Source organism: Pseudoxanthomonas sp. GW2 (genome assembly GCF_000283075.1).
Lineage (GTDB): Bacteria > Pseudomonadota > Gammaproteobacteria > Xanthomonadales > Xanthomonadaceae > Pseudoxanthomonas.
On sequence record NZ_ALIP01000164.1, the window covers coordinates 1 to 22,316 of the forward strand.

Sequence of the window (22,316 nt, forward strand, 5' to 3'; positions counted from 1 at the left end):
GGGACTGGCGGCCGCCCTGCAGGCCTATGCACAGCAGGCACGCGAGGAGCTGATGCAGGCGGTGGAGGCACTGGACGCACCGCCGGCGGCACCGTACGACCTGTCCCTGGGCTTCCGCCTGCTGATGCAGAGCCCGCAGCTTGTTGCGGTGGCCGCCGACGGCAGCGTCTACACCGGCGGCGCCCACGGCCAGCCGCTGGTGGCGCGCTTCGTGTGGTTGCCCGGGCGCGGCGAGATGCTGACCGCCGAGCGCCTGGTCCCCTCGGCGGAAGGCTGGCAGGTGGTGGCGCGCCAGGTGGCCGAGCAGCTGGCCGCGTCCGCCCAGGTACGCGCGATCGACGGGGCGCTGAGCCCGCAGGAGCGCAAGAGCCTGCTGGATTCGGCGCTGCGGATGATCGACGAGGGGACCGGGCCGGATCCGGCCAACTTCGCCCAGTTCGAGCCGGTGCCGGCCCCCGACGGGCGGATCGCGGCCTTGCGCTTCGTGTTCCCGCCCTACCAGGTCGGCCCCTACGCGGACGGGGTACAGTACGCCCAGGTGCCGGCCGCGACGCTGCTGCCCTACGTGGCCGGGGAGTACCAGGCACTGTTCGTGCAGTAGGAGGACGCTGATGGGGGCGGGATCCCTTGCCAGGCGTCGGGTCGAAGCGTTGCTTGCCGAAGCGGACGTCAGGATCGGCGGGGGTCGCGAATGGGACCTGCAGCCACGTGACGAGCGGTTGTGGACGCGCCTGCTGGCGCAGGGCTCGCTGGGACTGGGCGAGTCGTACATGGACGGCTGGTGGGACACCGGCTCGCTGGACGGCCTGCTGCTGCGCCTGATCCAGGCGCGGCTGGGGGAGAAGGTACGCGGCCTGGCCGAATTGCGCGACGTGCTGGTCGCGCGCCTGAGCAATCCGCAGACCCGCAGCCGCAGCGGCGAGGTGGGGCGTCGCCACTACGACCTGGGCAACGACCTGTACGCGGCCATGCTCGGCAAGCGCCTGGTCTACAGCTGCGGCTACTGGCGCGACGCCGCCGACCTGGACGCCGCCCAGGAAGCCAAGCTGGACCTGGTCTGCCGCAAGCTGCGGCTGCAGCCGGGCATGCGCGTGCTGGACATCGGCTGCGGCTGGGGCGAGGCGCTGAAGTTCGCGGCCGAGCGCTACGGCGTGTCCGGGGTAGGGGTGACCATCTCCGCCGAGCAGGCCGCCTACGCGCAACGCCTGTGCGCCGGCCTGCCGATCGAGATCCGCCTGCAGGACTACCGTGACGTGGACGAGCGCTTCGACGCGGTGTTCTCGATCGGCATGTTCGAGCACGTGGGCGTGCGCAACTACCGCGCCTACTTCGAGGTGGTGCGGCGCTGCCTGCCGCCGCACGGGCTGTTCCTGCTGCACAGCATCGGCAGCAACGTCTCGCGCAACCGCACCGACCCGTGGATCGCGCGCTACATCTTCCCCAACTCGATGCTGCCCTCGGCCGCGCAGGTCACCCGCGCCAGCGAGGGCCTGTTCGTGATCGAGGACTGGCACAACTTCGGCACCGACTACGACCGCACCCTGCAGGCCTGGCGCGCCAACGTCGAGGCCGCCTGGGAGCGGCTGGACCCGCGCTACGACGAGCGCTTCCGGCGCATGTGGCGGTTCTACCTGGCCGGCTCCATGGCCACCTTCCGCGCGCGCCAGGCGCAGCTGTGGCAGGTGCTGATGTCGCCGGAGGGCGTGCCGGGGGGACTGGCGGTGCCGCGCTGAGGGTTGGCGAAATTTTCGCCAACCCTCTTGACAGCCTTGCCGTTGCTGGCGCGCCGGCGATTATCCACAGCTTCGTTCAAGCTTCATCCACACCGCTTGTGGAAAACCGCGGCGGCCGGGACGAAGACGCCACCCGGAGGTGGCGCCTGCGTGGCCTTCAGCGGCCGGCCTGGTCCAGGCCGCGCTTCTTGAGCAGCGGTTCGATCCGCGGCTCGTGCCCGGCGAAGTCGGCGAACAGGTCCAGCGCGTCGCGGGTGCCGCCGCGCGACAGCAGGGTGGCGCGGAAGTGGTCGCCGTTCTCGCGCTTCAGGCCGCCGTGCTGGCGCATCCACTCCTGGGTGTTGGCGTCCAGCACCTCGGACCAGATGTAGGCGTAGTAGCCGGCCGAATAGCCGCCCATGATGTGGCTGAAGTACGGCGTGCGGTAGCGCGGCGGCACCGGCGCGTAGGCGATGCCGTCGGCGGCCAGGGCGTCGGCCTCGAACTTCATCACCCCGTCGGCCTCCGGCAGCTGGTCGGCGCCGACCTGGTGCCAGCGCTGGTCGAGCATGGCCGCGCCCAGGTACTCGGTGGTGGCGAAGCCCTGGTTGAAGGTGGCCGTGGCCTGGACCTTCTCCAGCAGCTCGCGCGGCATCGGCTCGCCGGTCTCGTGGTGCCTGGCGTAGTTGGCCAGCACCGACGGCCAGTCGGCCCACATCTCGTTGACCTGCGAGGGGAACTCGACGAAGTCGCGCGGCACGGCGGTGCCGCCGAAGTACGGGTAGGTCACGTCCGAGAACATGCCGTGCAGGGCATGGCCGAACTCGTGGAACATGGTGGTGACCTCGTCCCAGGTCAGCAGGGTCGGGCCACTGGCCGGCTTGGGGATGTTGAGGTGGTTGGCCACCACCGGCCGGGTGCCGCGCAGCTTCGACTGGCCGACGTAGGAGTTCATCCAGGCACCGCCACGCTTGGAGGCGCGCGCGTACGGGTCGAAGATGAAGATCGCCAGCTGGCTGCCGTCGGCGTCGAACACGTCGTACACCCAGGTGTCCGGGTGGTACTTGGGCAGGTCGGTGCGCTCCTTGAAGCTGATGCCGTACAGCTGGTTGGCGGCGAAGAACACGCCGTTCTCCAGCACGCTCTTCATCTCGAAGTAGGGCTTGAGCTGCGATTCGTCGAAGTCGTAGGTGGCCTTGCGCACCTTCTCGGTGTAGTAGGCCCAGTCCCAGGCCTCGAGCCTGAAGCCCGGCTCGCCCTTGGCCGCCTGCTCGCGGTCGATCATCTTCTGCAGCTCGGCGGCCTCGCGCCTGGCGTTGGCGACCGCGGCCGGGGCCAGCTTGCCCAGCATCTCGTTCACCGCTTGCGGGGTCTTGGCGGTGGCCTGCTCCAGCGCGAACGCGGCGTGGTTCGGGTAGCCGAGCAGGGCGGCGCGCTCGGCGCGCAGCTTCATCACCCGGGCGACGATGGCGGTGTTGTCGAACTCGTTGCCGCGCGCGCCGCGGTTGACCGAGGCCTCGTGGATGCGGCGGCGGGACTCGCGGTTCTCCAGGTAGCTCAGCGGCGGCTGGCCGGTGGTGTTGAGCAGGGTCACCACGTACTTGCCTTCCAGGCCGCGCTTCTTCGCCTCCTCGGCGGCGGCGGCGATCTGGGCCCCGGTCGAGCCGGCCAGCTCGTCGGCGCTGTCGAACACCACGGCGGAGGCGTTGACCTCGTTGAGCACGTTCTGGTCGAACTGGGTGCCCAGCTTGGCCAGCTCGGCGTTCATCTCCTTCAGGCGCGCCTTGTCGGCGTCGGACAGGTTGGCGCCGGCGCGGACGAAGTCGGTGTAGTAGCGCTCGACCAGGCGCAGCGCCTCGGCGTCCAGGCCCAGGCCCTCGCGCTGCTCGTACAGGGCCTTGATCCGGGCGAACAGGGCACCGTTGAGCATGATCGCGTCGCGGTGCGCGGCGAACCTCGGCGAGTACTCGGCCTGGATCGCCTTGCGCGCGTCGTTGGTGTCGGTGCCGACCAGGTTGAAGAACACGGCGCGGGCGCGGTCCAGCACCTGGCCGCTGTTCTCCAGGGCGACGATGGTGTTCTCGAAGGTCGGCGGCTCGCCGTTGGAGGCGATCGCCTCGATCTCCTCCAGCTGCTCGGCCATGCCGAAGTCGAAGGCCGGGCCGAAGTGCTCGTCCTTGATCTGGTCGAAGCGCGGGTACTGCAGGGGCAGGTCGCTTGCGGCCAGGAACGGGTTGCCCTGGGGGGCCTCGGCGGAGGCGGCCCCGGTGCTACCGGGCGCGGGGCCCTCGGTGCTGGTGCAGGCGGTGATGCCCAGTCCAAGGGCGGCGGCAAGTGCCAGGGAGAGGCCGGTCTTCTTCATGCAAAGCAGTTCCTGGGGAAACAAACCCTGCAAGGTTACCCCAGCCTGCCGGGGGAGGGGGCATGACCAAAGGCATGCGACGGGTACCGGCGGCGGCACCGGGCGCGCAGCGCCTGCCGGGACATGGCATCCCGGCGGGCCGCGCGCAAGGGCTCGGGCTTACTTCTCGACGAAGGCGCGCTCGAACACGTACTGCCCCGGGCTGCCGATGCGCGGGGAGGCGGTGAAGCCGCGGCTGTCCAGCAGGGCGCGGAAGTCGGCCAGCATCTGCGGGCTGCCGCAGATCATGGCGCGGTCGTGCTCCGGGTCCAGCGGCTCCAGGCCAAGGGTGCGCATCATCTCGCCGCTGGCCATCAGGTCGGTCAGGCGACCGCGGTTCGGGAACTCCTCGCGCGAGACCGCCGGGTAGTACACCAGCTTGTCGCGGATGATCTCGCCCAGGATCTCGTGGTTGGGCAGTTCCTTCTCGAAGTAGTCGCGGTAGGCCAGGTCCTGCACGTGGCGCACGCCGTGGCACAGCACCACGCGCTCGAAGCGTTCGTAGGTCTCCGGGTCCTTGATCACCGACAGCCACGGCGCCAGGCCGGTGCCGGTGCCCAGCAGGTACAGGTTGCGCCCCGGGTGCAGGTCGCTGATCAGCAGGGTGCCGGTGGGCTTGCGCCCGATGAGGATGCTGTCGCCGGGCTTGATGTGTTGCAGGCGCGAGGTCAGCGGGCCGTCCTGCACCTTGATCGAGAAGAACTCCAGCTGTTCTTCCCAGTTGGCGCTGGCGATGGAATAGGCGCGCAGGATCGGCTTCCCGCTCTCGGTGGGCAGGCCGATCATCACGAACTGGCCGTTGTCGAAGCGGAATCCGTCGTCGCGGGTGGTGGTGAAGCTGAAGTAGGCGTCGGTCCAGTGGCGGACGTCGAGCACCGTTTCGGTGCCGTAGGCGGATGACATCGGGGAGGGATTGCCGGTTCTGGTTCGCCGCCCATTGTAGCCGACCGCCCGTCCCGACCCTTGCGCCTGATCAAACGGCGGAACGGGGCGGCGCCAGCGGCGCCGCCCCCCGCGCGGCTCAGTCCCGCGGCGGCTCCAGTTTCAGCAGCTTGCCGTTGTCCTCGTCGGTGACCAGGTACAGGTTGCCGTCGGCGCCGGCGCGGACGTCGCGGATGCGCTCGCCCAGGTCCTGCAGCAGGCGCTCCTCGCCGACCACGCGGTCGCCGTCCAGCTGCAGCCGGATCAGGTTGCGGTGGGCCAGCGCGCCCAGGAACAGGCTGTCGTTCCAGGGCTTGCCCTCGCGGCCGGTGTAGAAGGCCATGCCGGACAGGCCCGGGGAGATCTCGAACACGTGGTGCGGGGACTCGGTGCCCTCGTATTCCTTGCCGCGGGCCTCGGCGATCGGCTGGCCGGAGTAGTCGATGCCGTGGGTGGCCAGCGGCCAGCCGTAGTTGAGGCCGGGCAGGGGCAGGTTGATCTCGTCGCCGCCGCGCGGGCCGTGCTCGCTCTCCCACAGCTTGCCGGTGCGCGGATCGAAGGCCAGGCCCTGCGAGTTGCGGTGGCCGTAGCTCCAGATCTCCGGGCGCGCGCCCTCGCGGCCGACGAACGGGTTGTCCTCGGGGATGCTGCCGTCCAGGCGCAGCCGCACCAGCTTGCCCTGCAGCTTGTCCAGCTGCTGTGCCATGGGCTTGAACGAGCGGTCGCCCTGGCTGATGAAGACATGGCCCTGGTCGTCGAAGGCCAGGCGCGAGCCGTAGTGGTACTCGGCGTCGACCTTGGGCTCCTGGCGGTAGATGACGGTCAGCTCGGTGAGGGTGTCGCCGTCGAGGGTGGCGTAGGCGGCGGCGGTGCCGGAGGTGCCGTTCTCGCCCGGCTCGGCGTAGGTCAGGTAGATGCGGTGGCTGGTGGCGAAGTCCGGCGCCAGGGCCACGTCCAGCAGGCCGCCCTGGCCGCGCGCGGCGACCGCCGGCACGCCCTTGACCGGCTCGGAGATGCTGCCGTCGGCGCCGATCCGGCGCAGGTTGCCGCCGCGCTCGGTGACCAGGAAGCCGCCGTCCGGCAGGGGCGCAACCGCCCACGGATGGGACAGGCCGCTGGCGACCACGCTCAGCCGCGCCTGGCCCTGCTGGCTTTCCACCACCTGCGGCTCCGCCGGCTGCGCGGCATCCGCGGCCGGTGCCGGCGCGCGGTCGCAGGCCGACAGGGTGGCGGCCAGGGCCAGGGCGAGGAGGGAGGGCAGGTGCCGGGTGTGCTGCATGCGCGACGCTCCTTGGGACAAAGCGTCAACGATAGCCGGCGGCCTGCAGCTCGAACAACTCGGCATAGCGGCCGCCGGCGGCCATCAGCTCCTCGTGGGTGCCACTGGCCTCGACCCGGCCGCCGGACAGCACCAGGATGCGGTCGGCCATGCGCACGCTGGAGAAGCGGTGCGAGATCAGCACCGCGGTGCGCCCCCGCGAGAGCTCCTTGAAGCGCTGGAACACCTCGAACTCGCTGCGCGCGTCCAGCGCCGCGGTGGGCTCGTCGAGGATCATGACCTGGGCGTCGCGCATGTAGGCGCGGGCGATGGCCAGCTTCTGCCACTGCCCGCCGGACAGGTCCACGCCGTTCTTGAAGCGGCGCCCGATCAGCTGGTCGTAGCCCAGCGGCAGGGCCTGGACCACCTCGTCGGCCATGCCGCGGCGGGCGGCGTCGCGGATGCGCTCGATGTCGTCCAGCGCCTCGATCCGGCCCATGCCGATGTTCTCGCCGGCGCTCAGGTGGTAGCGCACGAAGTCCTGGAAGATCACCCCGGTGTTGGCGCGCAGGTCGTCCAGGTCGTACTCGCGCAGGTCGCGGCCGTCGAGCAGGATCCGGCCCTCGTCCGGGTCGTACAGCCGCGCCAGCAGCTTGACCAGGGTGGTCTTGCCGGCGCCGTTCTCGCCGACCAGGGCCAGCACCTCGCCGGCGCGCAGCTCGAAGCTGAGCCCGCGCAGGGCCCAGTGTTCGGCGCCCGGGTAGCGGAAGCCCACGTCCTCGAACACGAAGCCCTCGCGGATGGGCCGGGGCACCGGCACCGCGTCCGGGCGCGAGGCGATCTCCGGCTCGATCTCGAAGAACGAGAACAGGTCGTCCAGGTAGAGGGCCTGGCCGGCGACCTGGGAAAAGCCCACCAGCAGGCCTTCCAGCAGCTGGCGCAGGCGCATGAAGCTGCCGGCCAGGAAGGTCAGGTCGCCGATGCTGAAGTCACCGCGCACCGTGCGCCAGGCGATGTAGCCGTAGGCCACGTAGTAGCCCAGGGTGCCCAGCGCGGCCAGCAGCGTGCCCCAAAGCGCACGGCGCCGGGCCAGGGCGCGGTTGGCCAGGTAGAACCGCTCCGCCAGGACCTTGTAGCGGTCGATCAGGAAGCGGTGGAGGTTGAAGATCTTGACCTCCTTGGCCGTTTCCACGCTGGCGCCGGTCTGGCGCAGGTATTCGAGCTGGCGCCGTTCCGGGGTCCACTGGAAGTTGAGCGAGTAGCCCAGTGCGTTGAAATGCGCCTCGCCGACGAACGCCGGCACCAGCGCCAGGGCCAGCAGCAGGATCAGCCACGGTGCGTAGACCAGCAGGCCCACGGCGAAGCTGACCACGGTGACCGCGTCCTGGACCTGGCCGAACAGCTGGCTCATCAGGTTCATCCGGCTCATGGTCTGGCGCCGGGCGCGGTCCAGCTTGTCCTGCAGGTCCGGGTCCTCGAAGTCCTCCAGGTCCAGGGTGGCGGCGTGTTCCATCAGGCGCACGCTGCTGGCATTGGTGAACAGCTCCGACAGCAGGCCGTCGGCATAGGCGACCAGGCGTCCGGTCAGGTCCGAGCCCACGGCCACCGCCAGCTCCAGCGCCAGCAGCCACAGCAGCGGCGACAGCTGCCCCGAGCGCAGGGCATCGCCGAGCCGGTCCAGGCCCAGGCCGAGCCCGGCCAGGCGCACCACCTCGTCGATGATCAGCTTGCCGATGTAGAGCATCAGCACCGGCAGCAGCGAGCGGACCAGGCGCAGGCCCAGGCTGGTCAGGGTCAGGCCGGGGCTGGTGGCCCAGATCTGGCGCAGGAACGGTGGCAGGTTGCGCAGCGCATCGAAGCGCTCGCGCAGGCTCGGTGTCCCCTGGCCGCGCGCGGCCCCTGGCTTGGCATCAGGCTTGGCACTCATCCCCGGCATTGTGCCCCGTCCCCAGTCCGGCGGTCGTGCACGCCCAGGGGCCGCTCCGAATCCCCAATCCCGAATCCCGCCCAAGCAAAAGGCCCGCCGAAGCGGGCCTTTTGCCTGGACAAGCCGCGCAGCGGCCCAAGCAGCGGATCAATACGCCTGGCTGAGGTCCTTCAGCTGCGACGGGCGCGAACCGAAGTAGGCCGCCAGGTCGGCGATCTCCTGGTCGCTGAGGCCGGAGGCCTGCGGGGTCATCAGCGCGTGCTGGCGGGCGCCGCTGCGGTACTCCTGCAGGGCATGGGCCAGGTAGTCCGGGTACTGGCCGCCGAGCTTGGGATAGCTGGCGTCGATCGGCGCGTTGCCGTCGGGGCCGTGGCAGTCCACGCAGCTCTGGCCGGTGGCCTTGCCCTTGGCCGAGGCCAGCTGTTCGCCGATGGCGATGCGGCCCGGCGGCAGGCCCGCGGAGGAGCTGCGGGCTTCGGCCGCGGCTCCGGCTTCGGTGGAGCCGTCCCCGCCAGCGCAGGCCGAAAGGCCGAGGAGGGCGGTCAGGACGATGGCGAGACGCGGGGCGTACACGGCTTTCGACATGGGCGGCTGACTGCTCACTTGAGGGTGGAAAGGAAGGCGGCGATGTCGGCGATGTCCTGCTCAGAGAAGCTCTGGGCCTGGGCACGCATGGTCGGATGCCGGCGCTTGTTGTCGCGGTACTCGTGCAGGGCCTGGCTCAGGTACTCGGCCGACTGGCCGCCGATCTTGGGCACCTTGAAGCTCGGGTACGCATTCTTGTAGCCGGTCAGGCCGTGGCAGCCCTGGCAGGTGTAGGTCAGCTGGCGGCCGCGCGCGGCGTCGCCGGCAGGCGACCCGGCCGCGGCCTGGGCTTCCGGCTGGGCGGGTTGGGTGGACTCCTGCGCGGCAGCGCTGAAGGACAGGGAAGTGACCAGGGCAATGCAAACGGCTAGCGGCAGCGGGCGACGCATCATTCGTTAGTCCGATCGGTCTCGTTGGAGTCGGTCGTGCCGGTCTACCCCTCCGGACACGAAAACCGCCGCAGTATAGCCCCGCCTTAACGCAAGCGGGAACCGGCCGCATTGCGCTTGATCAAGGAGGGGGTGCACGCTGCCCGGCGTGCGGACCATGACCTTCGGCGCATGGCGGGTCATTGTGTTGGTGGTCTACTTGGATACAACACCTAATCACGCCCCATCGAAGGGGCCAGCGAGCATGGAAAACGACATGGACCGAGCCACTTCCCCCGCCGTGCCCGCCGGGCTGCGCGCCGTCGCTGCCGCCCTGGCGCTTGCCGCCGCCATCACCGCCTGCAAGGGGGGCGAGGGCAAGCCGCCTGCCGCCGCCCAGGGGGAGCAGGCCGCCGCCGACGCCGTCCCGGTCGAAGTGGCCGAGGCCACCCGCCGGCCCATCGCCGCCAGCTACGCCGGCACCGCCGCCCTGGAGCCGCGGGCCGAATCGCAGGTGGTGGCCAAGACCTCCGGCGTGGCGCTGGAGGTGCTGGTCGAGGAGGGCCAGTACGTCAAGGCCGGGCAGCCGCTGGTGCGGCTGGACCCGGAGCGTGCCCGCCTGGCCCTGGCCCAGAACGAGGCCCTGGTGCGCAAGCTGGAGAACAACTACAACCGCGCCCGCCAGCTGGTGGCCCAGCAGCTGATCAGCGCCGGCGAGGTCGACCAGATGCGCTACGACCTGGAGCAGGCCCGCGCCGCCTACGACCTGTCGCGGCTGGAGCTGTCCTACACCACGGTGGTGGCGCCGATCTCCGGCGTGGTTGCCTCGCGCGACATCAAGCCGGGCAACTTCGTGCAGATCAACTCGCCGATCATCCGCATCGTCGACAGCAGCCGGCTGGAGGCCACCCTCAACGTGCCGGAGCGGGAAATGGCCAAGCTGCGCGCGGGACAGGCCGTGACCCTGGTCGCCGACGCGCTGCCGGGCCGCAGCTTCTCCGGCGTGGTCGACCGCGTCGCCCCGGTGGTGGACAACGGCACCGGCACCTTCCGCGTGGTGGCTTCCTTCGCCGGCGACGGCGAGCTGACCGCGGGCATGTTCGGCCGCCTGAGCATCAACTACGACCAGCGTGCCGACGCCCTGGTGGTGCCGCGCACGGCGCTGCTGGAGGACGGCGGCGAGCCGGCGGTGTACGTGGTGCGCGACGGCCACGCCGCGCGCGTGGGCCTGAAGCTGGGCTACAGCGAGGGCGGCTGGGTCGAGGTGCGCGAGGGCCTGGCCGAGGGCGACGCCGTGGTGGTCGCCGGCAAGTCGGCCCTGCGCGAGGGCAGCGCCGTGCAGGTGCTGGAGCGTGAGCCGCAGGCCGAGGTCGCCGGCGGCAAGGCACCGGCCCAGGCGGCCGCGGCACAGGCGGCGCGCTGATGGCAACGCACGACGTCCACCAGACGCGCGGATTCGACCTGGTCGAGTTCGCCACCCGCCGCCGGGTCACCATCGCGATGATGACCCTGACCCTGGTGCTGTTCGGCCTGATCTCGCTGTCCAGCCTCAAGGTCGAGCTGCTGCCGGACCTGAGCTATCCCACCCTGACCGTGCGCACCGACTACGAGGGCGCGGCGCCGTCGGAGGTCGAGACCCTGATCTCGCAGCCGGCCGAGGAAGCGCTGGGCGTGGTCAAGGGCCTGCGCAAGCTGCGCTCGATCTCGCGCACCGGCCAGAGCGACGTGGTCCTGGAGTTCGCCTGGGGCACGGACATGCAGCAGGCGGGCCTGGAGGTCCGCGACAAGATGGAGACGCTGCAGCTGCCGCTGGAGGCCAAGCCGCCGGTGCTGTTGCGCTTCAATCCCTCGACCCAGCCGATCATGCGCCTGGCGCTGAGCTCGAAGCAGGAGCCGGCCGACGAGGCCGACGCCGTGCGCCGGCTGATGGAGCTGCGCCGCTACGCCGACGAGGACCTCAAGCGCAGGCTGGAGCCGGTGCCGGGCGTGGCCGCGGTCAAGGTCGGCGGCGGCCTTGAGGACGAGGTCCAGGTCGAGATCGACCAGCGCAAGCTGGCCCAGCTGGGCCTGTCGCTGGACCAGGTGATCGAGCGCCTCAAGCAGGAGAACGTGAACCTGTCCGGCGGCCGCCTGGAGGAGGGCACCCAGCGCTACCTGGTGCGCACGGTCAACCAGTTCTCCTCGGTCGAGCAGATGCGCGAGATGCTGCTGACCACCGCCGGCGGGCAGTCCTCCGGCAACAGCGGAACCGGCGAGAACCGGCAGCTGATGCTGGCCATCCTCGGCAGCCGCGACCCCAACGTGATCGCCGCCCTGCGCGCCGACAACGGCGGCGGCGGCGTGGTCCCGGTGCGGCTGAAGGACGTGGCCGAGGTGCGCCAGGGCTACAAGGAGCGCGAGGCGGTGATCCGCGCCGGCGGCCGCGAGGCGGTCGAGCTGGCGGTCTACAAGGAAGGCGACGCCAATACCGTGGCCACCGCCGACGCGCTGGAAGCGCGCCTGGAGCAGATCCGCAAGCGGATGCCCAAGGACATCGGACTGTCCGTGGTCGAGGACCAGTCGGTCTTCATCCGCCACGCCGTCAACGACGTGAAGATGGATGCGGTGATCGGCGGCCTGCTGTCGGTGCTCATCATCTTCCTGTTCCTGCGCGACGGCTGGAGCACCTTCGTCATCTCGCTGTCGCTGCCGGTGTCGATCATCACCACGTTCTTCTTCATGGGCCAGCTGGGCCTGAGCCTGAACGTGATGTCGCTGGGCGGCCTGGCCCTGGCCACCGGCCTGGTGGTGGACGACTCGATCGTGGTGCTGGAGTCCATCGCCAAGGCGCGCGAGCGCGGCCTGGGCATCCTCGAGGCGGCGATCACCGGCACCCGCGAGGTGTTCATGGCGGTGGTGGCCTCGACCCTGACCACGATCGCGGTGTTCCTGCCGCTGGTGTTCGTCGAGGGCATCGCCGGCCAGCTGTTCCGCGACCAGGCCCTGACCGTGGCCATCGCCATTGCCGTGTCGCTGGTGGTGTCGATGACCCTGGTGCCGATGCTCAGCTCGCTCAAGGGCCGCCCGCCGCTGGAGTTCCCGGCCGAGCCGGCGCCGCAGGGCGACCGCGTGCTGCGCGTGCTGCGGGTACTGGCCACCCTGGTGGTGCTGGCGATCGGCTACGGCATCGGCAAGGCCATCCTGGGCAAGGCCATGCCCGGCAGCAGCGTCGCCACCTGGGGCGCGCTGGTCCCCGGCCTGCTCCTGGCCGCGGGCTTCTGGTACCTGAAGTCGCTGTTCTACGCGGCCGCCTGGATGGTGGTGCGCGCCTTCCGCGTCGCCGCCCGCGTGGCCGGCCGGGTGATGGGCAAGGCCAGCGACGTCGCCATGGCCCCGTACCGCCGCGCCGAGGCCGGCTACCTGCGCATGCTTCCCGGCGCGCTGGAGCGGCCCGGCCTGGTGCTGGGCGGCGCGGCCCTGGCCTTCGCCGCGACCATGGCCACGCTGCCGCTGCTGGGCGTCGACCTGATCCCCCAGCTGGCCCAGGACCGCTTCGAGATGACCGCCAAGCTGCCGCCGGGCACGCCGCTGGCGCAGACCGACGCGCTGGTGCGCGACATCCAGCGCCGGCATGCCGGCGAGCCGGGCGTGCGCCTGCTGTACGGCGTCTCCGGCACCGGCACCCGGCTGGACGCCAGCCCGACCGAGAGCGGCGAGAACATCGGCAAGCTGTCGGTGGTGATGGACGACACCTCGCGCGAGGCCGCGCTGATGGAAACGCTGCGGCAGAGCATGAAGGCGTATCCGTCGGCGCAGGTGGACTTCGCCCGTCCGCAGCTGTTCGCGCTGGCCGCGCCGCTGGAAGTGGAGATCGAGGGCAACGACCTGGAGACGATCCGGGTGGCCGGCAACAAGCTGGCGGCGATGCTGCGCCAGAACCCGCACTACGCCGACGTCAAGTCGACCGTGGAGCAGGGCTTCCCCGAGATCCAGGTGATCTTCGACCAGGACCGCGCCGCGTCCCTGGGCCTGACCACCCGCCAGATCGCCGACGCGGTGGTCAACAAGGTGCGCGGCAACGTCGCAACCCGGTACAGCTTCCGCGACCGCAAGATCGACGTGCTGGTGCGGGTGCGCGAGTCCGAGCGCTCCTCGGTGGACGACATCCGCCGGCTGATCGTCAATCCCGCCGGCTCCAACCCGATCGAGCTGGGTTCGGTGGCCGAGGTGGTGGCCACCACCGGCCCCAGCGAGATCCACCGCGCCGACCAGCGCCGGGTGGCGATCGTCTCGGCCAACCTGCGCGACATCGACCTCGGCACGGCCGTCGCCGAGGTCCAGCAGATGGTGGCGGAGAACCCGCTGGGCGCCGACGTGGGCATGCGCATCGGCGGCCAGGGCGAGGAGCTGGGCGAGTCGTTGCGTTCGCTGCTGTTCGCCTTCGGCCTGGCGGTGTTCCTGGTCTACCTGGTGATGGCCTCGCAGTTCGAGTCGCTGCTGCACCCGTTCGTCATCCTGTTCACCATCCCGCTGGCCCTGGTCGGCGCGATCGGCGCGCTGCTGCTGACCGGCTCGCCGGTGTCGGTGGTGGTGTCGATCGGCCTGATCCTGCTGGTGGGCCTGGTGGTGAAGAACGCGATCATCCTGATCGACAAGGTCAACCAGCTGCGCGAGGCCGGCGTGGCCAAGCGCGAGGCCCTGGTCGAGGGCGCGCGCTCGCGCCTGCGCCCGATCATGATGACCACGCTGACGGCGGTGTTCGGCTTCATGCCGCTGGCGCTGGCCTTCGGCGAGGGCGCGGAGGTGCGTTCGCCGATGGCGATCACCGTGATCGGCGGCCTGCTGGTCTCGACCCTGCTGACCCTGGTGGTGATCCCGGTGGTGTACGACCTGCTGGACCGCAAGCCCGACGGCTACTACGTCGAGCGCGGCCAGCGTTCGCGCCGCGAGGCGCTGCAGGCCGAGCAGGTGCTGGCCCGCGAGCACGACCAGATCGGCGGCGGCGCGGAGGCCTGATCGATGAACATCACCGAGCTGTCCATCCGCCGCCCGGTCACCACCATCATGCTGTTCGTGTCGATGGTGGTGATCGGCCTGATCGCCGCGTTCCGGCTGCCGCTGGAGGCCGAGCCGGAGGCCACGATCCCGTTCTTCTTCGTCTGGCTGCCGTACGAGGGCTCGACCCCCGAGGAGATCGAGCGCAACGTGCTGCGGCCGGTGGAGGAGGCGCTGGCCACCATGCCCGGCATCCGCACCATGAACTCGCGCGCCAACGCCGAGAGCGCGCAGATCCAGGTGGAGTTCAGCGACTGGGACCGCGACATCGCGATCGCAGCGTCCGAGGCGCGCGAGCGCATCGACGCCATCCGCGACGAGCTGCCGGACGACTTCCGCCGCTACTACGTCTACCGTTGGACCACCTCCGACCGCGAGGCGATGAGCCTGCGCCTGACCAGCGAGGAGGACCTCACCTCGCGCGCCGACCTGATCGAACAGACGATCAAGCGGCGGCTGGAGCGCATCCCCGGCGTGGCCCGGATCGAGGTCGAGGGCGTGGCCAGCCAGGAAGTGCTGGTGGCGCTGGACAAGGACCGCCTGAGCGCCCACGGCGTGGCGCTCAACGAGCTGGTGCAGCGGCTGCAGGCGGCCAACTTCTCGGTCTCCGCCGGGCAGATCACCGAGGCCGGGCGCCGCCTGCGGGTGCAGCCGCGCGGCGAGCTGCAGGAGCTGCAGGCGCTGCGCGACCTGCCGGTCAACGGCAAGGGTGTGCGGCTGTCGGACATCGCCGAGGTATCCCTGCAGCCGCAGCGCATGGACTACGTGCGGCAGATGGACGGCCGGCCCAGCGTGGCGGTGGACGTCTACAAGGAGCGCGCGGCCAACCTGGTCGACCTGTCGCGCGCCGTGCGCAAGGAAGTGGAGGCGCTGGCGCAGGACCCGGCCATGCGCGGCATCGGCATCGAGGTCACCGACGACCAGGGCCAGGCGGTGACCAGCTCGCTGGCGGCGCTGGCCGAGGCCGGCGCGATCGGCCTGGTGCTGGCGGTGATCGTGCTCTACGCGTTCCTGCGCCACTGGCCGTCCACCCTGATGGTGAGCCTGGCGATCCCGATCTGCTTCACCATGACCCTGGGCTTCATGTACTTCGCCGGCATCACCCTCAACATCATCTCGATGATGGGCCTGCTGCTGGCAGTGGGCATGCTGGTGGACAACGCCGTGGTGGTGGTGGAGAGCATCTACCAGGAGCGGGAGAAGTACCCCGACCGCCAGGCCCTGGCCTCGGTCATCGGCACCCGCCACGTGGCCATCGCGCTGTCGGCCGGCACCCTGTGTCACTGCGTGGTGTTCCTGCCGATGCTGTTCGGCGAGAAGAACATCATCAGCATCTACCTGGGACAGCTGGCGGTGACGATTTCGGTCTCGCTGCTGGCGTCCTGGCTGGTGGCCATCAGCCTCATCCCGATGCTGTCGGCGCGGATGAAGACCCCGCCGGCGGTGAAGTCGCCGCTGATCACCCGGCTGCAGGAGCGCTATGCGCGGACCCTGCGCTGGAGCCTGCAGCACCGCGGCTGGAGCGTGGCCGGCATCGTGCTGATCACTCTGGCCAGCATCGTGCCGATCACCCAGAGCAAGGGCAGTGGCGACGACCGGTCGCCAGACGAGATCAACATCTACTACCAGTGGAAGGGCGCCTACTCGAAGGCGGAGATGGGCCGCGAGGTGGCGCGCGTGGAGGCGTTCATCAACGCCAACCGCGAGGAGTTCAAGGTGGATCGGGTGTACAGTCGCTACAGCGAGCAGGGCTGGGCCTACACCCGCCTGTACCTGGGCATCGACGACCTGGAGCTGAGCAAGGAGATCGAGGAGAAGATCCGCAAGGGCCTGCCGCAGTCGGCCCGCGCCAAGATCGGCATCGGCTGGCCCGGCGGCTCGGGCAACCAGGGCCAGGGCGTGAACTTTGCCCTGGTCGGCGATTCCTCGCAGGTGCTGGAGGACCTGGCCGCGGACATCGTGCCGCTCCTGTCGCGCAACCCCAAGCTGCGCGACGTGCGCGTGGACACCGGCGACGCCAACACCGAGCTGTCGGTGCGGGTGGACCGCGAGCGCGCGGCCGCTTACGGCTTCAGTGCCCAGCAGGTGGCCCAGTACGTCGGCATGGCCCTGCGCGGCTCCTCGCTGCGCGACTTCCACCGCGAGGACGTGGAGATCCCGGTCAACGTGCGCTTCGCCGGCGCCGACCACTATGGTGTCGAGGATCTCGCCTCGTTCATGGTGCGCGCTCCCAACGGCACCGAGATCCCGCTGCTGGCGATGGTAGACGTCGACGTCAACCCGTCTGCCACCTCGATCCAGCGCTTCAATCGGCAGACCATGTTGCGCATCGAGGCGGGGCTGGCCAAGGACGTGGCGGTGGCCGACGCGCGCAAGGCGATCGAGCAGGCACTGGAGGCCGTGCAATTCCCGCCGGGCTACGGCTACACCTTCGACAGCGCCAGCTTCAACATCAACTTCGACGGCATGTCGCAGATGCTGCGCGCGATCATCATCGCGCTGGTGCTGATGCTGGTGATCATGGCGGCAGTGTTCGAGTCGATGCTGTTCCCGACCGCGATCATGTCCTGCGTGCTGTTCTCGATCTTCGGCGTGTACTGGCTGTTCTGGCTCACCGGCACCGAGATGGGGATCATGGCGGTGATCGGCATCCTGGTGCTGATGGGCGTGGTCGTGAACAACGGCATCGTGATGATCGAGCACATCAACAACCTGCGCCGGCGCGGGCTGCCGCGCACCGAGGCGCTGGTGGAGGGCAGCCGCGAACGCCTGCGCCCGATCATGATGACCATGGGCACGGCGATCCTGGCGATGATCCCGATCGCGCTGAACACCCAGACCGTCGACGGCATGCCGCCGTACTACCCGATGGCGCGCGCCATCGCCGGCGGCCTGGCGTTCTCCACCGTGGTCAGCCTGCTGTTCCTGCCGACCATCTACGCGATCCTGGACGACCTGCGCACCGCCACCTCGCGCCTGGTGCGCAGGGCGCGCGGGCTGGACGGGGGCGGCGCGGCCGCCAGCGTGCCGGCCGCGGTGGCGGAGTAGGTCCGCCGCCCGGCAACGGAAAAGCCCGGCGCAAGCCGGGCTTTTTCCTTTCCCGCCGGGAGAGGGAGGCCTCAGCCGACGAGCTTGCCGAGCATGCGCAGGCCGCCGGTCCACACCCCGATCGCGGTGCCCAGGCTGGTGAGGAAGAAGTTGAGCAGGATGCGCGCCACACGGTTGCGCCACCAGCCCTTGAGGGTCTGCACGTCGTCGCGCAGGGCCATGAAGTCGGCGTAGGTGGGCTTGCGCAGGGTCGCCTCGACGAAGGCACTGACCGTGCCGGAGGCCAGCGCCGGGTGCAGCGGGGTCAGCGGCGAGGCGACGAAGGCGGCGAGGATGCTCAGCGGGTGGCCGCCGGCGATGGCGCAGCCCAGCGCGCCGAGCAGGCCGGTGGCCAGCACCCATTGCAGCAGCAAGTCGGCGCCGACGTCGATGCCGCCCTGCCAGATGCCCCAGGCGAAGCCGCCCAGCAGGAAGGCGCCGATGATGGTCTCCATCCACGGGAACCCGGACTTCTCGCGCACCGCCTCCAGTTCGCCCATGACCCCGGCCGGTTCCTCCTGGTCCTCGGCCAGGTGCCGCGCCAGGCCGGGCAGGTGGCCGGCGCCGACCACCGCCAGCACGTGGGCGGCATCGCGCTCCTGGCGCAGGCGCGCGGCCATGTAGCGGTCGCGCTCGGCGATCACGGTCTCGTACAGCGCCGGGCTGTGGCTGGCGAACTCGCCGAAGCTGGCCTCCAGCATGTCGCCCTGCTTGAGCTTCTCGATCTCGTCGTCGCCGACTTCCTCGTCGCCGAACATCGCCACCAGGATGCCGGCCCCGGTCCGGGCGCGGCCCCACCAGCCCAGCCGCTGCATCGCGCGGCGGAAGGTCAGGCCGACCTCGCGGTCGATCAGCTTCACCGGCAGGCCGAGGGCGCGTGCGTCCTCCACGGCGGCCTTCAGTTCCGCGCCCGGCTCCACGTCCAGCTGTTCGGCCAGGCGCCGCTGGTAGGTGGACAGCGCCAGGTTGGCGGCGAACACGTGGGTCTTGCCGTCGCGGATCACCTGCACGATGTCCATCTTGGCCAGCAGGTCCGGGTCGGTCAGCGACTGCAGGCGGCCGGCGTCCAGCTCCACCGCGATCGCGTCGTAGCGGCCGCTGGCCACTGCCGCGCGCACCGCCTCGACGCTGGCGCGGGAGACGTGCGCGGTGCCCAGCAGGGTGTAGCGGACGCCGTCGCGCTCGACCACGCGCACGGGCTGGCCCGCCAGCGGATCGGCAGGAGCGGGCGCGGACTCGGGCAGGGATTGGATCGTGGTCATGGCGGGCTGGCGGTGGCCGGAAGGTGGGAGTCGCGGCAGGCGGGGCCGGCCCGTCAGTCGATGTAGCGCTTGAGCAGGTCGCCGTAGGCGTCGATCCGGCGGTCGCGCAGGAACGGCCAGATCCGGCGCACGTGCTCGCTGCGCTGCAGGTCGACCTCGCACACCAGCACGGTGGCGTCCTCGCCGGCCTGGGCCAGGAATTCGCCCTGCGGCCCCAGCACGTGGCTGTTGCCCCAGAACCGGATGCCCGAGGCGCCCAGCGGCGAGGGCTCGTGGCCGACGCGGTTGCAGGACAGCACCGGCAGGCCGTTGGCCACGGCATGGCCGCGGTGGCTGAGGATCCAGGCGTTGCGCTGGCGGTCCTTCTCGTCCTGGGCGTCGTCCGGGTCCCAGCCGATGGCGGTGGGGTAGAGCAGCAGCTCGGCGCCGGCCAGCGCCATCAGCCGCGCCGCTTCCGGGTACCACTGGTCCCAGCACACCAGCACGCCGAGGCGGCCGACCGAGGTGTCGATCGGCCGGAAGCCGATGTCGCCCGGGGTGAAGTAGAACTTCTCGTAGAAGCCCGGGTCGTCCGGGATGTGCATCTTGCGGTACTTGCCGGCCAGGCTGCCGTCCTTCTCCAGCACCACCGCGGTGTTGTGGTAGAGGCCGGCGGCGCGGCGCTCGAACAGCGAGCCGACGATGACCACGCCGTGCTTCTTCGCCAGCGCACCCAGGCGCTCGGTGCTGGGGCCGGGGATCGGCTCGGCCAGGTCGAACTCGCCCACCGACTCGTGCTGGCAGAAGTAGGCGCCGTTGTGCAGCTCCTGCAGCAGCACCAGCTGCGCGCCGAGCGCGGCGGCCTCGGCCACGCGCGCTTCGATCGCGGCCAGGTTGGCTTCGGCGTCGCCCTGGTTGCGTTCCTGGACCAGGGCGACGGTGAGGGTCTTGCGGCTCATGGGGAAGGCGTCGTCTTGCGTAGCGGAAAGGGATGGTAACCCGCGCCCCGCGCACGGGGCCTGAAGCCACGCGCGCGGGGCAGGCATCGCGGCGGGCGCGAGGGGACCTGTTTAGTGGCCGAGGCCCGCCGGCAGCTGCATGCTGATGCAGTGCAGGCTGCCGTTCTGCCAGATCAGCGGGCGGCAGGGTACCTGCACGATCTCGCGGCCCGGGAAGGCCTGCGCCAGCACCGCGGCGGCGGCTTCGTCGGCCGGATCGCCGTAGGCCGGCATCAGCACCGCGCCATTGATGACCAGGAAGTTGGCGTAGGAGGCGGCCAGGCGGCGGCCCTCGTCGATCACCGGCGCCGCCCACGGCAGCGGGAACAGGCGGTACGGACGGCCGTCGGCGGTGCGCAGCGCGGCGATCTCGTCCGCCATCGCCTTCAGTTCGGCGTAGTGGCTATCGCCCTGGTCGTCGCAGGCCTGGAACACGATGGCGTCGCCGGGGGCGAAGCGGGCGAGGGTGTCGATATGGGCGTCGGTGTCGTCGCCCTCCAGGTAGCCGTGGTCGAGCCATAGCACCCGGTCCTGGGCCAGCCAGCCGGCCAGCTTCGCCGACAGCTCCTCGCGGCTGGCCTGCGGGTGGCGCTCGTGCAGGCAGCGCCAGGTGGTCAGCAGGGTGCCGGCGCCGTCGGTCTCGATGCCGCCGCCTTCCAGGGCGAAATCGATGCGCTGGTGCACGGCGTCGCCGAACAGGCCCTGGGCGGCCAGCGCCTGGACCAGGCGGTCGTCACGCCCGGCCTCGAACTTGCCGCCCCAGGCGGTGAAGCGGAAGTCCAGCACGCGGAAGCCGTCGCCCTCGCGCAGGGTGATCGGGCCGGAATCGCGCAGCCAGGTGTCGTCGTAGTCGAACGGGATGAAGCGCACCCGCTCCATGTCGATCCGGGCCGAGCGCAGCCGCGCTTCCGCATAGGTCTCCACGTCGTCGTCGGCCACGCAGATCCAGGCGTCCTGGAAGCGGGTGATCGCGGCAACCAGGGCGATGTAGGTTTCCTCGACCTCGCCCAGGCGCTCGGCCCAGTCGGTGCCGGCGTGCGGCCAGGCGATCAGGATCGCGGACTGGGGTTCCCACTCCGCGGGGAAGCGCAGGTTCTCGGTCATTCGTTCGGGTCGTGCAGGCCCGGCACGGCCGGGCGGGGATGGGGGACGCAGCGGCGCTGCGGACGGTGCCGGCCGCGCGGCCGGCGCAGAAGGCGCGCTCCGCCGGAGCGGGGCGCGGGAGGATCAGCGGACCGGCGGCTTGGGACCGATCTCGTTCGGCGAGGCCTTGTGCGCGACCACGTCGATCACCCGGTCCTTCTCGAAGTAGACCACGTAGTCCGGGTAGACCCAGCGGTGGATCGCCGGCCACTGCTTCTTCTGGCCGCCGCGCGGGTCCAGCTTCTCCTGCGGCGCGCCGAAGCGGGCCTCGACCTCGGCCATGCTCAGGCCGCGTTCCGGCTTTGCCGCCAGCGGCTTGTCGACCCGCTCGATCAGCAGGGTATCCGCCTGCGCGGCGGCCGACAGGCCGGCCAGCGCGAGCAGGGACAGGACTTGGAAGCGGTGCTTCATCGTGGTGTCTCCCCGGACAGTGGTCCGCCTGGCCAGGGCGGCCGGCGGGTGCAGGGCCGATTGTAAGCAGAACGCGGGCGGCTGCGGCGCGTGTTTCCATGGGCCCGGAAACGCGAAAGGCCGCATCGCTGCGGCCTTCCCGTACAAGCCGGCGGCCGGGCGGCCGCCTGCCGGCTTCAGCGCTGGCGGGCCTTGAAGCGCGGGTTGGACTTGCAGATCACGAAGACCTTGCCGCGGCGGCGGACCACCTTGCAGTCGCGGTGACGGGCCTTCGCCGACTTCAGGGAGGACAGGACTTTCATGACACACCTCGGAGGACGACGGATTGGGAAGCCAGGGCCGATTGGCCGAGGCATGAAAATAAGCCCGTCATTCTACCCATGATTCCGGAGCCGGTTCAAGCAGTTGCAGCGAAAGCCCGGGGCGGGGGCGGGCGCGGCTACAATTCCGCTCCCCCACAGCCCCGCGGAGCCGCCGATGTCCCAGCCAGTCCCCGTCCTCACCATCGATGGTCCTTCCGGGGCGGGCAAGGGCACGGTGAGCCGGATCGTGGCCGGCCGCCTGGGCTGGCACTACCTGGATTCGGGGGCACTGTACCGGGCGGTGGGCGTGGCGGCCAGCTGGGCCGACCTGGACCTGGCGGACCCGTCGGCCCTGGTCCGCTGCACCTTCGACACCGCCATCGAGTTCCGCGACGGGCCGGAAGGGCTGCGGGTGCTGGTCAACGGCACCGACGCCACCTCCGAACTGCGGCTGGAGACCACCGGCGCGGTGGCCTCGGCGATCGCCGCCATCCCCGAGGTGCGCGAGGCGCTGAAGGAGCGCCAGCGCGCGTTCCGGCGCCCGCCGGGCCTGGTCGCGGACGGCCGCGACATGGGCACGGTGATCTTCCCGGATGCCACCGCCAAGGTGTTCCTGACCGCCAGCGCCGAGGAGCGCGCCCGTCGCCGCCATAACCAGTTGAAGGAAAAAGGGGTTTCGGTTATCTTTGACGGTCTGCTGCGGGAGATCCTCGCCCGCGACGCCCGCGACGCCCAGCGCACGGTCGCCCCGCTGAAGCCGGCCGAAGACGCCGTCCTCATCGACACGACCGGGCTTGGCATCGACGAGGTGGTGGAACGCGTGCTGGCCCTGGTGCCGAAGCACGCGGCCTGAGCGGCCACCCGGCCGCCGCGGAAACAGCAGAAACGGCGCATCCCGCGCCAGGTCCCGCCGCGGAACGCGGCGGGG

17 protein-coding genes are annotated in these 22,316 nt (G+C 70.7%); 6 read left to right on the plus strand and 11 right to left on the minus strand.

What is annotated here, in order from left to right:
• Nucleotides 1-601, plus strand: a 601-nt coding sequence (locus B351_RS17880) for a DUF3298 and DUF4163 domain-containing protein (protein WP_019399954.1), incomplete at its 5' end; no start/stop codon positions are given.
• A 10-nt stretch (nt 602-611) separates the two neighbouring features.
• Nucleotides 612-1,733 carry a cyclopropane fatty acyl phospholipid synthase gene (gene cfa / locus B351_RS0115545; protein WP_026010793.1) on the plus strand — a complete coding sequence of 374 codons (1,122 nt, stop codon included), beginning with the start codon at nt 612-614 and terminating at the stop codon, nt 1,731-1,733.
• A 157-nt stretch (nt 1,734-1,890) separates the two neighbouring features.
• Here cfa and B351_RS0115550 read toward each other — a convergent pair whose 3' ends face one another.
• The 6 genes from B351_RS0115550 to B351_RS0115575 form a co-directional block, all read right to left on the minus strand.
• Nucleotides 1,891-4,074, minus strand: a complete 2,184-nt coding sequence (locus tag B351_RS0115550; RefSeq protein WP_019399956.1) for a M3 family metallopeptidase — start codon at nt 4,072-4,074, stop codon at nt 1,891-1,893.
• Nucleotides 4,075-4,233: 159 nt separating this feature from the next.
• Nucleotides 4,234-5,016 carry a ferredoxin--NADP reductase gene (locus B351_RS0115555; protein WP_019399957.1) on the minus strand — a complete coding sequence of 261 codons (783 nt, stop codon included), beginning with the start codon at nt 5,014-5,016 and terminating at the stop codon, nt 4,234-4,236.
• Nucleotides 5,017-5,134: 118 nt separating this feature from the next.
• A complete protein-coding gene (locus B351_RS0115560; protein ID WP_019399958.1) occupies nt 5,135-6,313 on the minus strand; it encodes a PQQ-dependent sugar dehydrogenase in 1,179 nt (392 codons plus the stop codon).
• 25 nt (nt 6,314-6,338) lie between these two features.
• On the minus strand, nt 6,339-8,219 hold the full coding sequence (locus tag B351_RS0115565) for an ABC transporter ATP-binding protein (RefSeq protein ID WP_019399959.1): 1,881 nt from the start codon (nt 8,217-8,219) through the stop codon (nt 6,339-6,341).
• A gap of 147 nt (nt 8,220-8,366) precedes the next feature.
• On the minus strand, nt 8,367-8,804 hold the full coding sequence (locus tag B351_RS0115570) for a c-type cytochrome (protein WP_019399960.1): 438 nt from the start codon (nt 8,802-8,804) through the stop codon (nt 8,367-8,369).
• Nucleotides 8,805-8,818: 14 nt separating this feature from the next.
• Entirely contained in the window at nt 8,819-9,196 is a 378-nt protein-coding gene (locus tag B351_RS0115575) for a cytochrome c (protein ID WP_019399961.1), read from the minus strand.
• A gap of 253 nt (nt 9,197-9,449) precedes the next feature.
• On the opposite strand from B351_RS0115575, the gene B351_RS0115580 reads away from it, so the two are divergent.
• From B351_RS0115580 to B351_RS0115590, 3 genes are read left to right on the plus strand one after another with little or no spacing between them, the layout of a single operon-like run.
• Nucleotides 9,450-10,595, plus strand: coding sequence for an efflux RND transporter periplasmic adaptor subunit (locus B351_RS0115580; protein WP_050992268.1), 1,146 nt, complete (start codon nt 9,450-9,452; stop codon nt 10,593-10,595).
• The gene (locus tag B351_RS0115585; RefSeq protein WP_019399963.1) at nt 10,595-14,167 is read left to right on the plus strand and encodes an efflux RND transporter permease subunit; all 3,573 of its coding nucleotides are present in this window, start codon (nt 10,595-10,597) and stop codon (nt 14,165-14,167) included. Before B351_RS0115580 ends, B351_RS0115585 begins: the two co-directional genes overlap by 1 nt.
• A 3-nt stretch (nt 14,168-14,170) precedes the next feature.
• The gene (locus tag B351_RS0115590) at nt 14,171-17,254 is read left to right on the plus strand and encodes an efflux RND transporter permease subunit (RefSeq protein ID WP_019399964.1); all 3,084 of its coding nucleotides are present in this window, start codon (nt 14,171-14,173) and stop codon (nt 17,252-17,254) included.
• 71 nt (nt 17,255-17,325) lie between these two features.
• On the opposite strand, the gene B351_RS0115595 is transcribed toward B351_RS0115590, so the two are convergent.
• From B351_RS0115595 to ykgO, 5 genes are all read right to left on the minus strand, one after another.
• On the minus strand, nt 17,326-18,555 hold the full coding sequence (locus tag B351_RS0115595; RefSeq protein ID WP_019399965.1) for a TraB/GumN family protein: 1,230 nt from the start codon (nt 18,553-18,555) through the stop codon (nt 17,326-17,328).
• A gap of 53 nt (nt 18,556-18,608) precedes the next feature.
• Nucleotides 18,609-19,493: a carbon-nitrogen hydrolase gene (locus tag B351_RS0115600; RefSeq protein ID WP_019399966.1), complete on the minus strand. Its 885-nt coding sequence runs from the start codon at nt 19,491-19,493 to the stop codon at nt 18,609-18,611.
• Between the two features lie 111 nt (nt 19,494-19,604).
• A complete protein-coding gene (locus B351_RS0115605; RefSeq protein ID WP_019399967.1) occupies nt 19,605-20,636 on the minus strand; it encodes an agmatine/peptidylarginine deiminase in 1,032 nt (343 codons plus the stop codon).
• Between the two features lie 123 nt (nt 20,637-20,759).
• The gene (locus tag B351_RS0115610; RefSeq protein WP_019399968.1) at nt 20,760-21,086 is read right to left on the minus strand and encodes a hypothetical protein; all 327 of its coding nucleotides are present in this window, start codon (nt 21,084-21,086) and stop codon (nt 20,760-20,762) included.
• Nucleotides 21,087-21,262: 176 nt separating this feature from the next.
• A complete protein-coding gene (ykgO, locus tag B351_RS0115615) occupies nt 21,263-21,388 on the minus strand; it encodes a type B 50S ribosomal protein L36 (protein ID WP_010342887.1) in 126 nt (41 codons plus the stop codon).
• A gap of 175 nt (nt 21,389-21,563) precedes the next feature.
• Between ykgO and cmk the strand changes: the two genes are divergently transcribed.
• Entirely contained in the window at nt 21,564-22,241 is a 678-nt protein-coding gene (cmk, locus tag B351_RS0115620; RefSeq protein ID WP_026010795.1) for a (d)CMP kinase, read from the plus strand.
• The last annotated feature ends 75 nt before the right edge of the window (nt 22,242-22,316 follow it).

Excerpts from the sequence above, each read along its gene's own strand:
- cfa (WP_026010793.1), top strand. The coding sequence starts at position 612 with ATGGGGGCGGGATCCCTTGCCAGGCGTCGGGTCGAAGCGTTGCTTGCC.
- B351_RS0115550 (WP_019399956.1), bottom strand. The coding sequence starts at position 4,074 with ATGAAGAAGACCGGCCTCTCCCTGGCACTTGCCGCCGCCCTTGGACTG.
- B351_RS0115555 (WP_019399957.1), bottom strand. The coding sequence starts at position 5,016 with ATGTCATCCGCCTACGGCACCGAAACGGTGCTCGACGTCCGCCACTGG.
- B351_RS0115560 (WP_019399958.1), bottom strand. The coding sequence starts at position 6,313 with ATGCAGCACACCCGGCACCTGCCCTCCCTCCTCGCCCTGGCCCTGGCC.
- B351_RS0115565 (WP_019399959.1), bottom strand. The coding sequence starts at position 8,219 with ATGAGTGCCAAGCCTGATGCCAAGCCAGGGGCCGCGCGCGGCCAGGGG.
- B351_RS0115570 (WP_019399960.1), bottom strand. The coding sequence starts at position 8,804 with ATGTCGAAAGCCGTGTACGCCCCGCGTCTCGCCATCGTCCTGACCGCC.
- B351_RS0115575 (WP_019399961.1), bottom strand. The coding sequence starts at position 9,196 with ATGATGCGTCGCCCGCTGCCGCTAGCCGTTTGCATTGCCCTGGTCACT.
- B351_RS0115580 (WP_050992268.1), top strand. The coding sequence starts at position 9,450 with ATGGACCGAGCCACTTCCCCCGCCGTGCCCGCCGGGCTGCGCGCCGTC.
- B351_RS0115585 (WP_019399963.1), top strand. The coding sequence starts at position 10,595 with ATGGCAACGCACGACGTCCACCAGACGCGCGGATTCGACCTGGTCGAG.
- B351_RS0115590 (WP_019399964.1), top strand. The coding sequence starts at position 14,171 with ATGAACATCACCGAGCTGTCCATCCGCCGCCCGGTCACCACCATCATG.
- B351_RS0115595 (WP_019399965.1), bottom strand. The coding sequence starts at position 18,555 with ATGACCACGATCCAATCCCTGCCCGAGTCCGCGCCCGCTCCTGCCGAT.
- B351_RS0115600 (WP_019399966.1), bottom strand. The coding sequence starts at position 19,493 with ATGAGCCGCAAGACCCTCACCGTCGCCCTGGTCCAGGAACGCAACCAG.
- B351_RS0115605 (WP_019399967.1), bottom strand. The coding sequence starts at position 20,636 with ATGACCGAGAACCTGCGCTTCCCCGCGGAGTGGGAACCCCAGTCCGCG.
- B351_RS0115610 (WP_019399968.1), bottom strand. The coding sequence starts at position 21,086 with ATGAAGCACCGCTTCCAAGTCCTGTCCCTGCTCGCGCTGGCCGGCCTG.
- ykgO (WP_010342887.1), bottom strand. The coding sequence starts at position 21,388 with ATGAAAGTCCTGTCCTCCCTGAAGTCGGCGAAGGCCCGTCACCGCGAC.
- cmk (WP_026010795.1), top strand. The coding sequence starts at position 21,564 with ATGTCCCAGCCAGTCCCCGTCCTCACCATCGATGGTCCTTCCGGGGCG.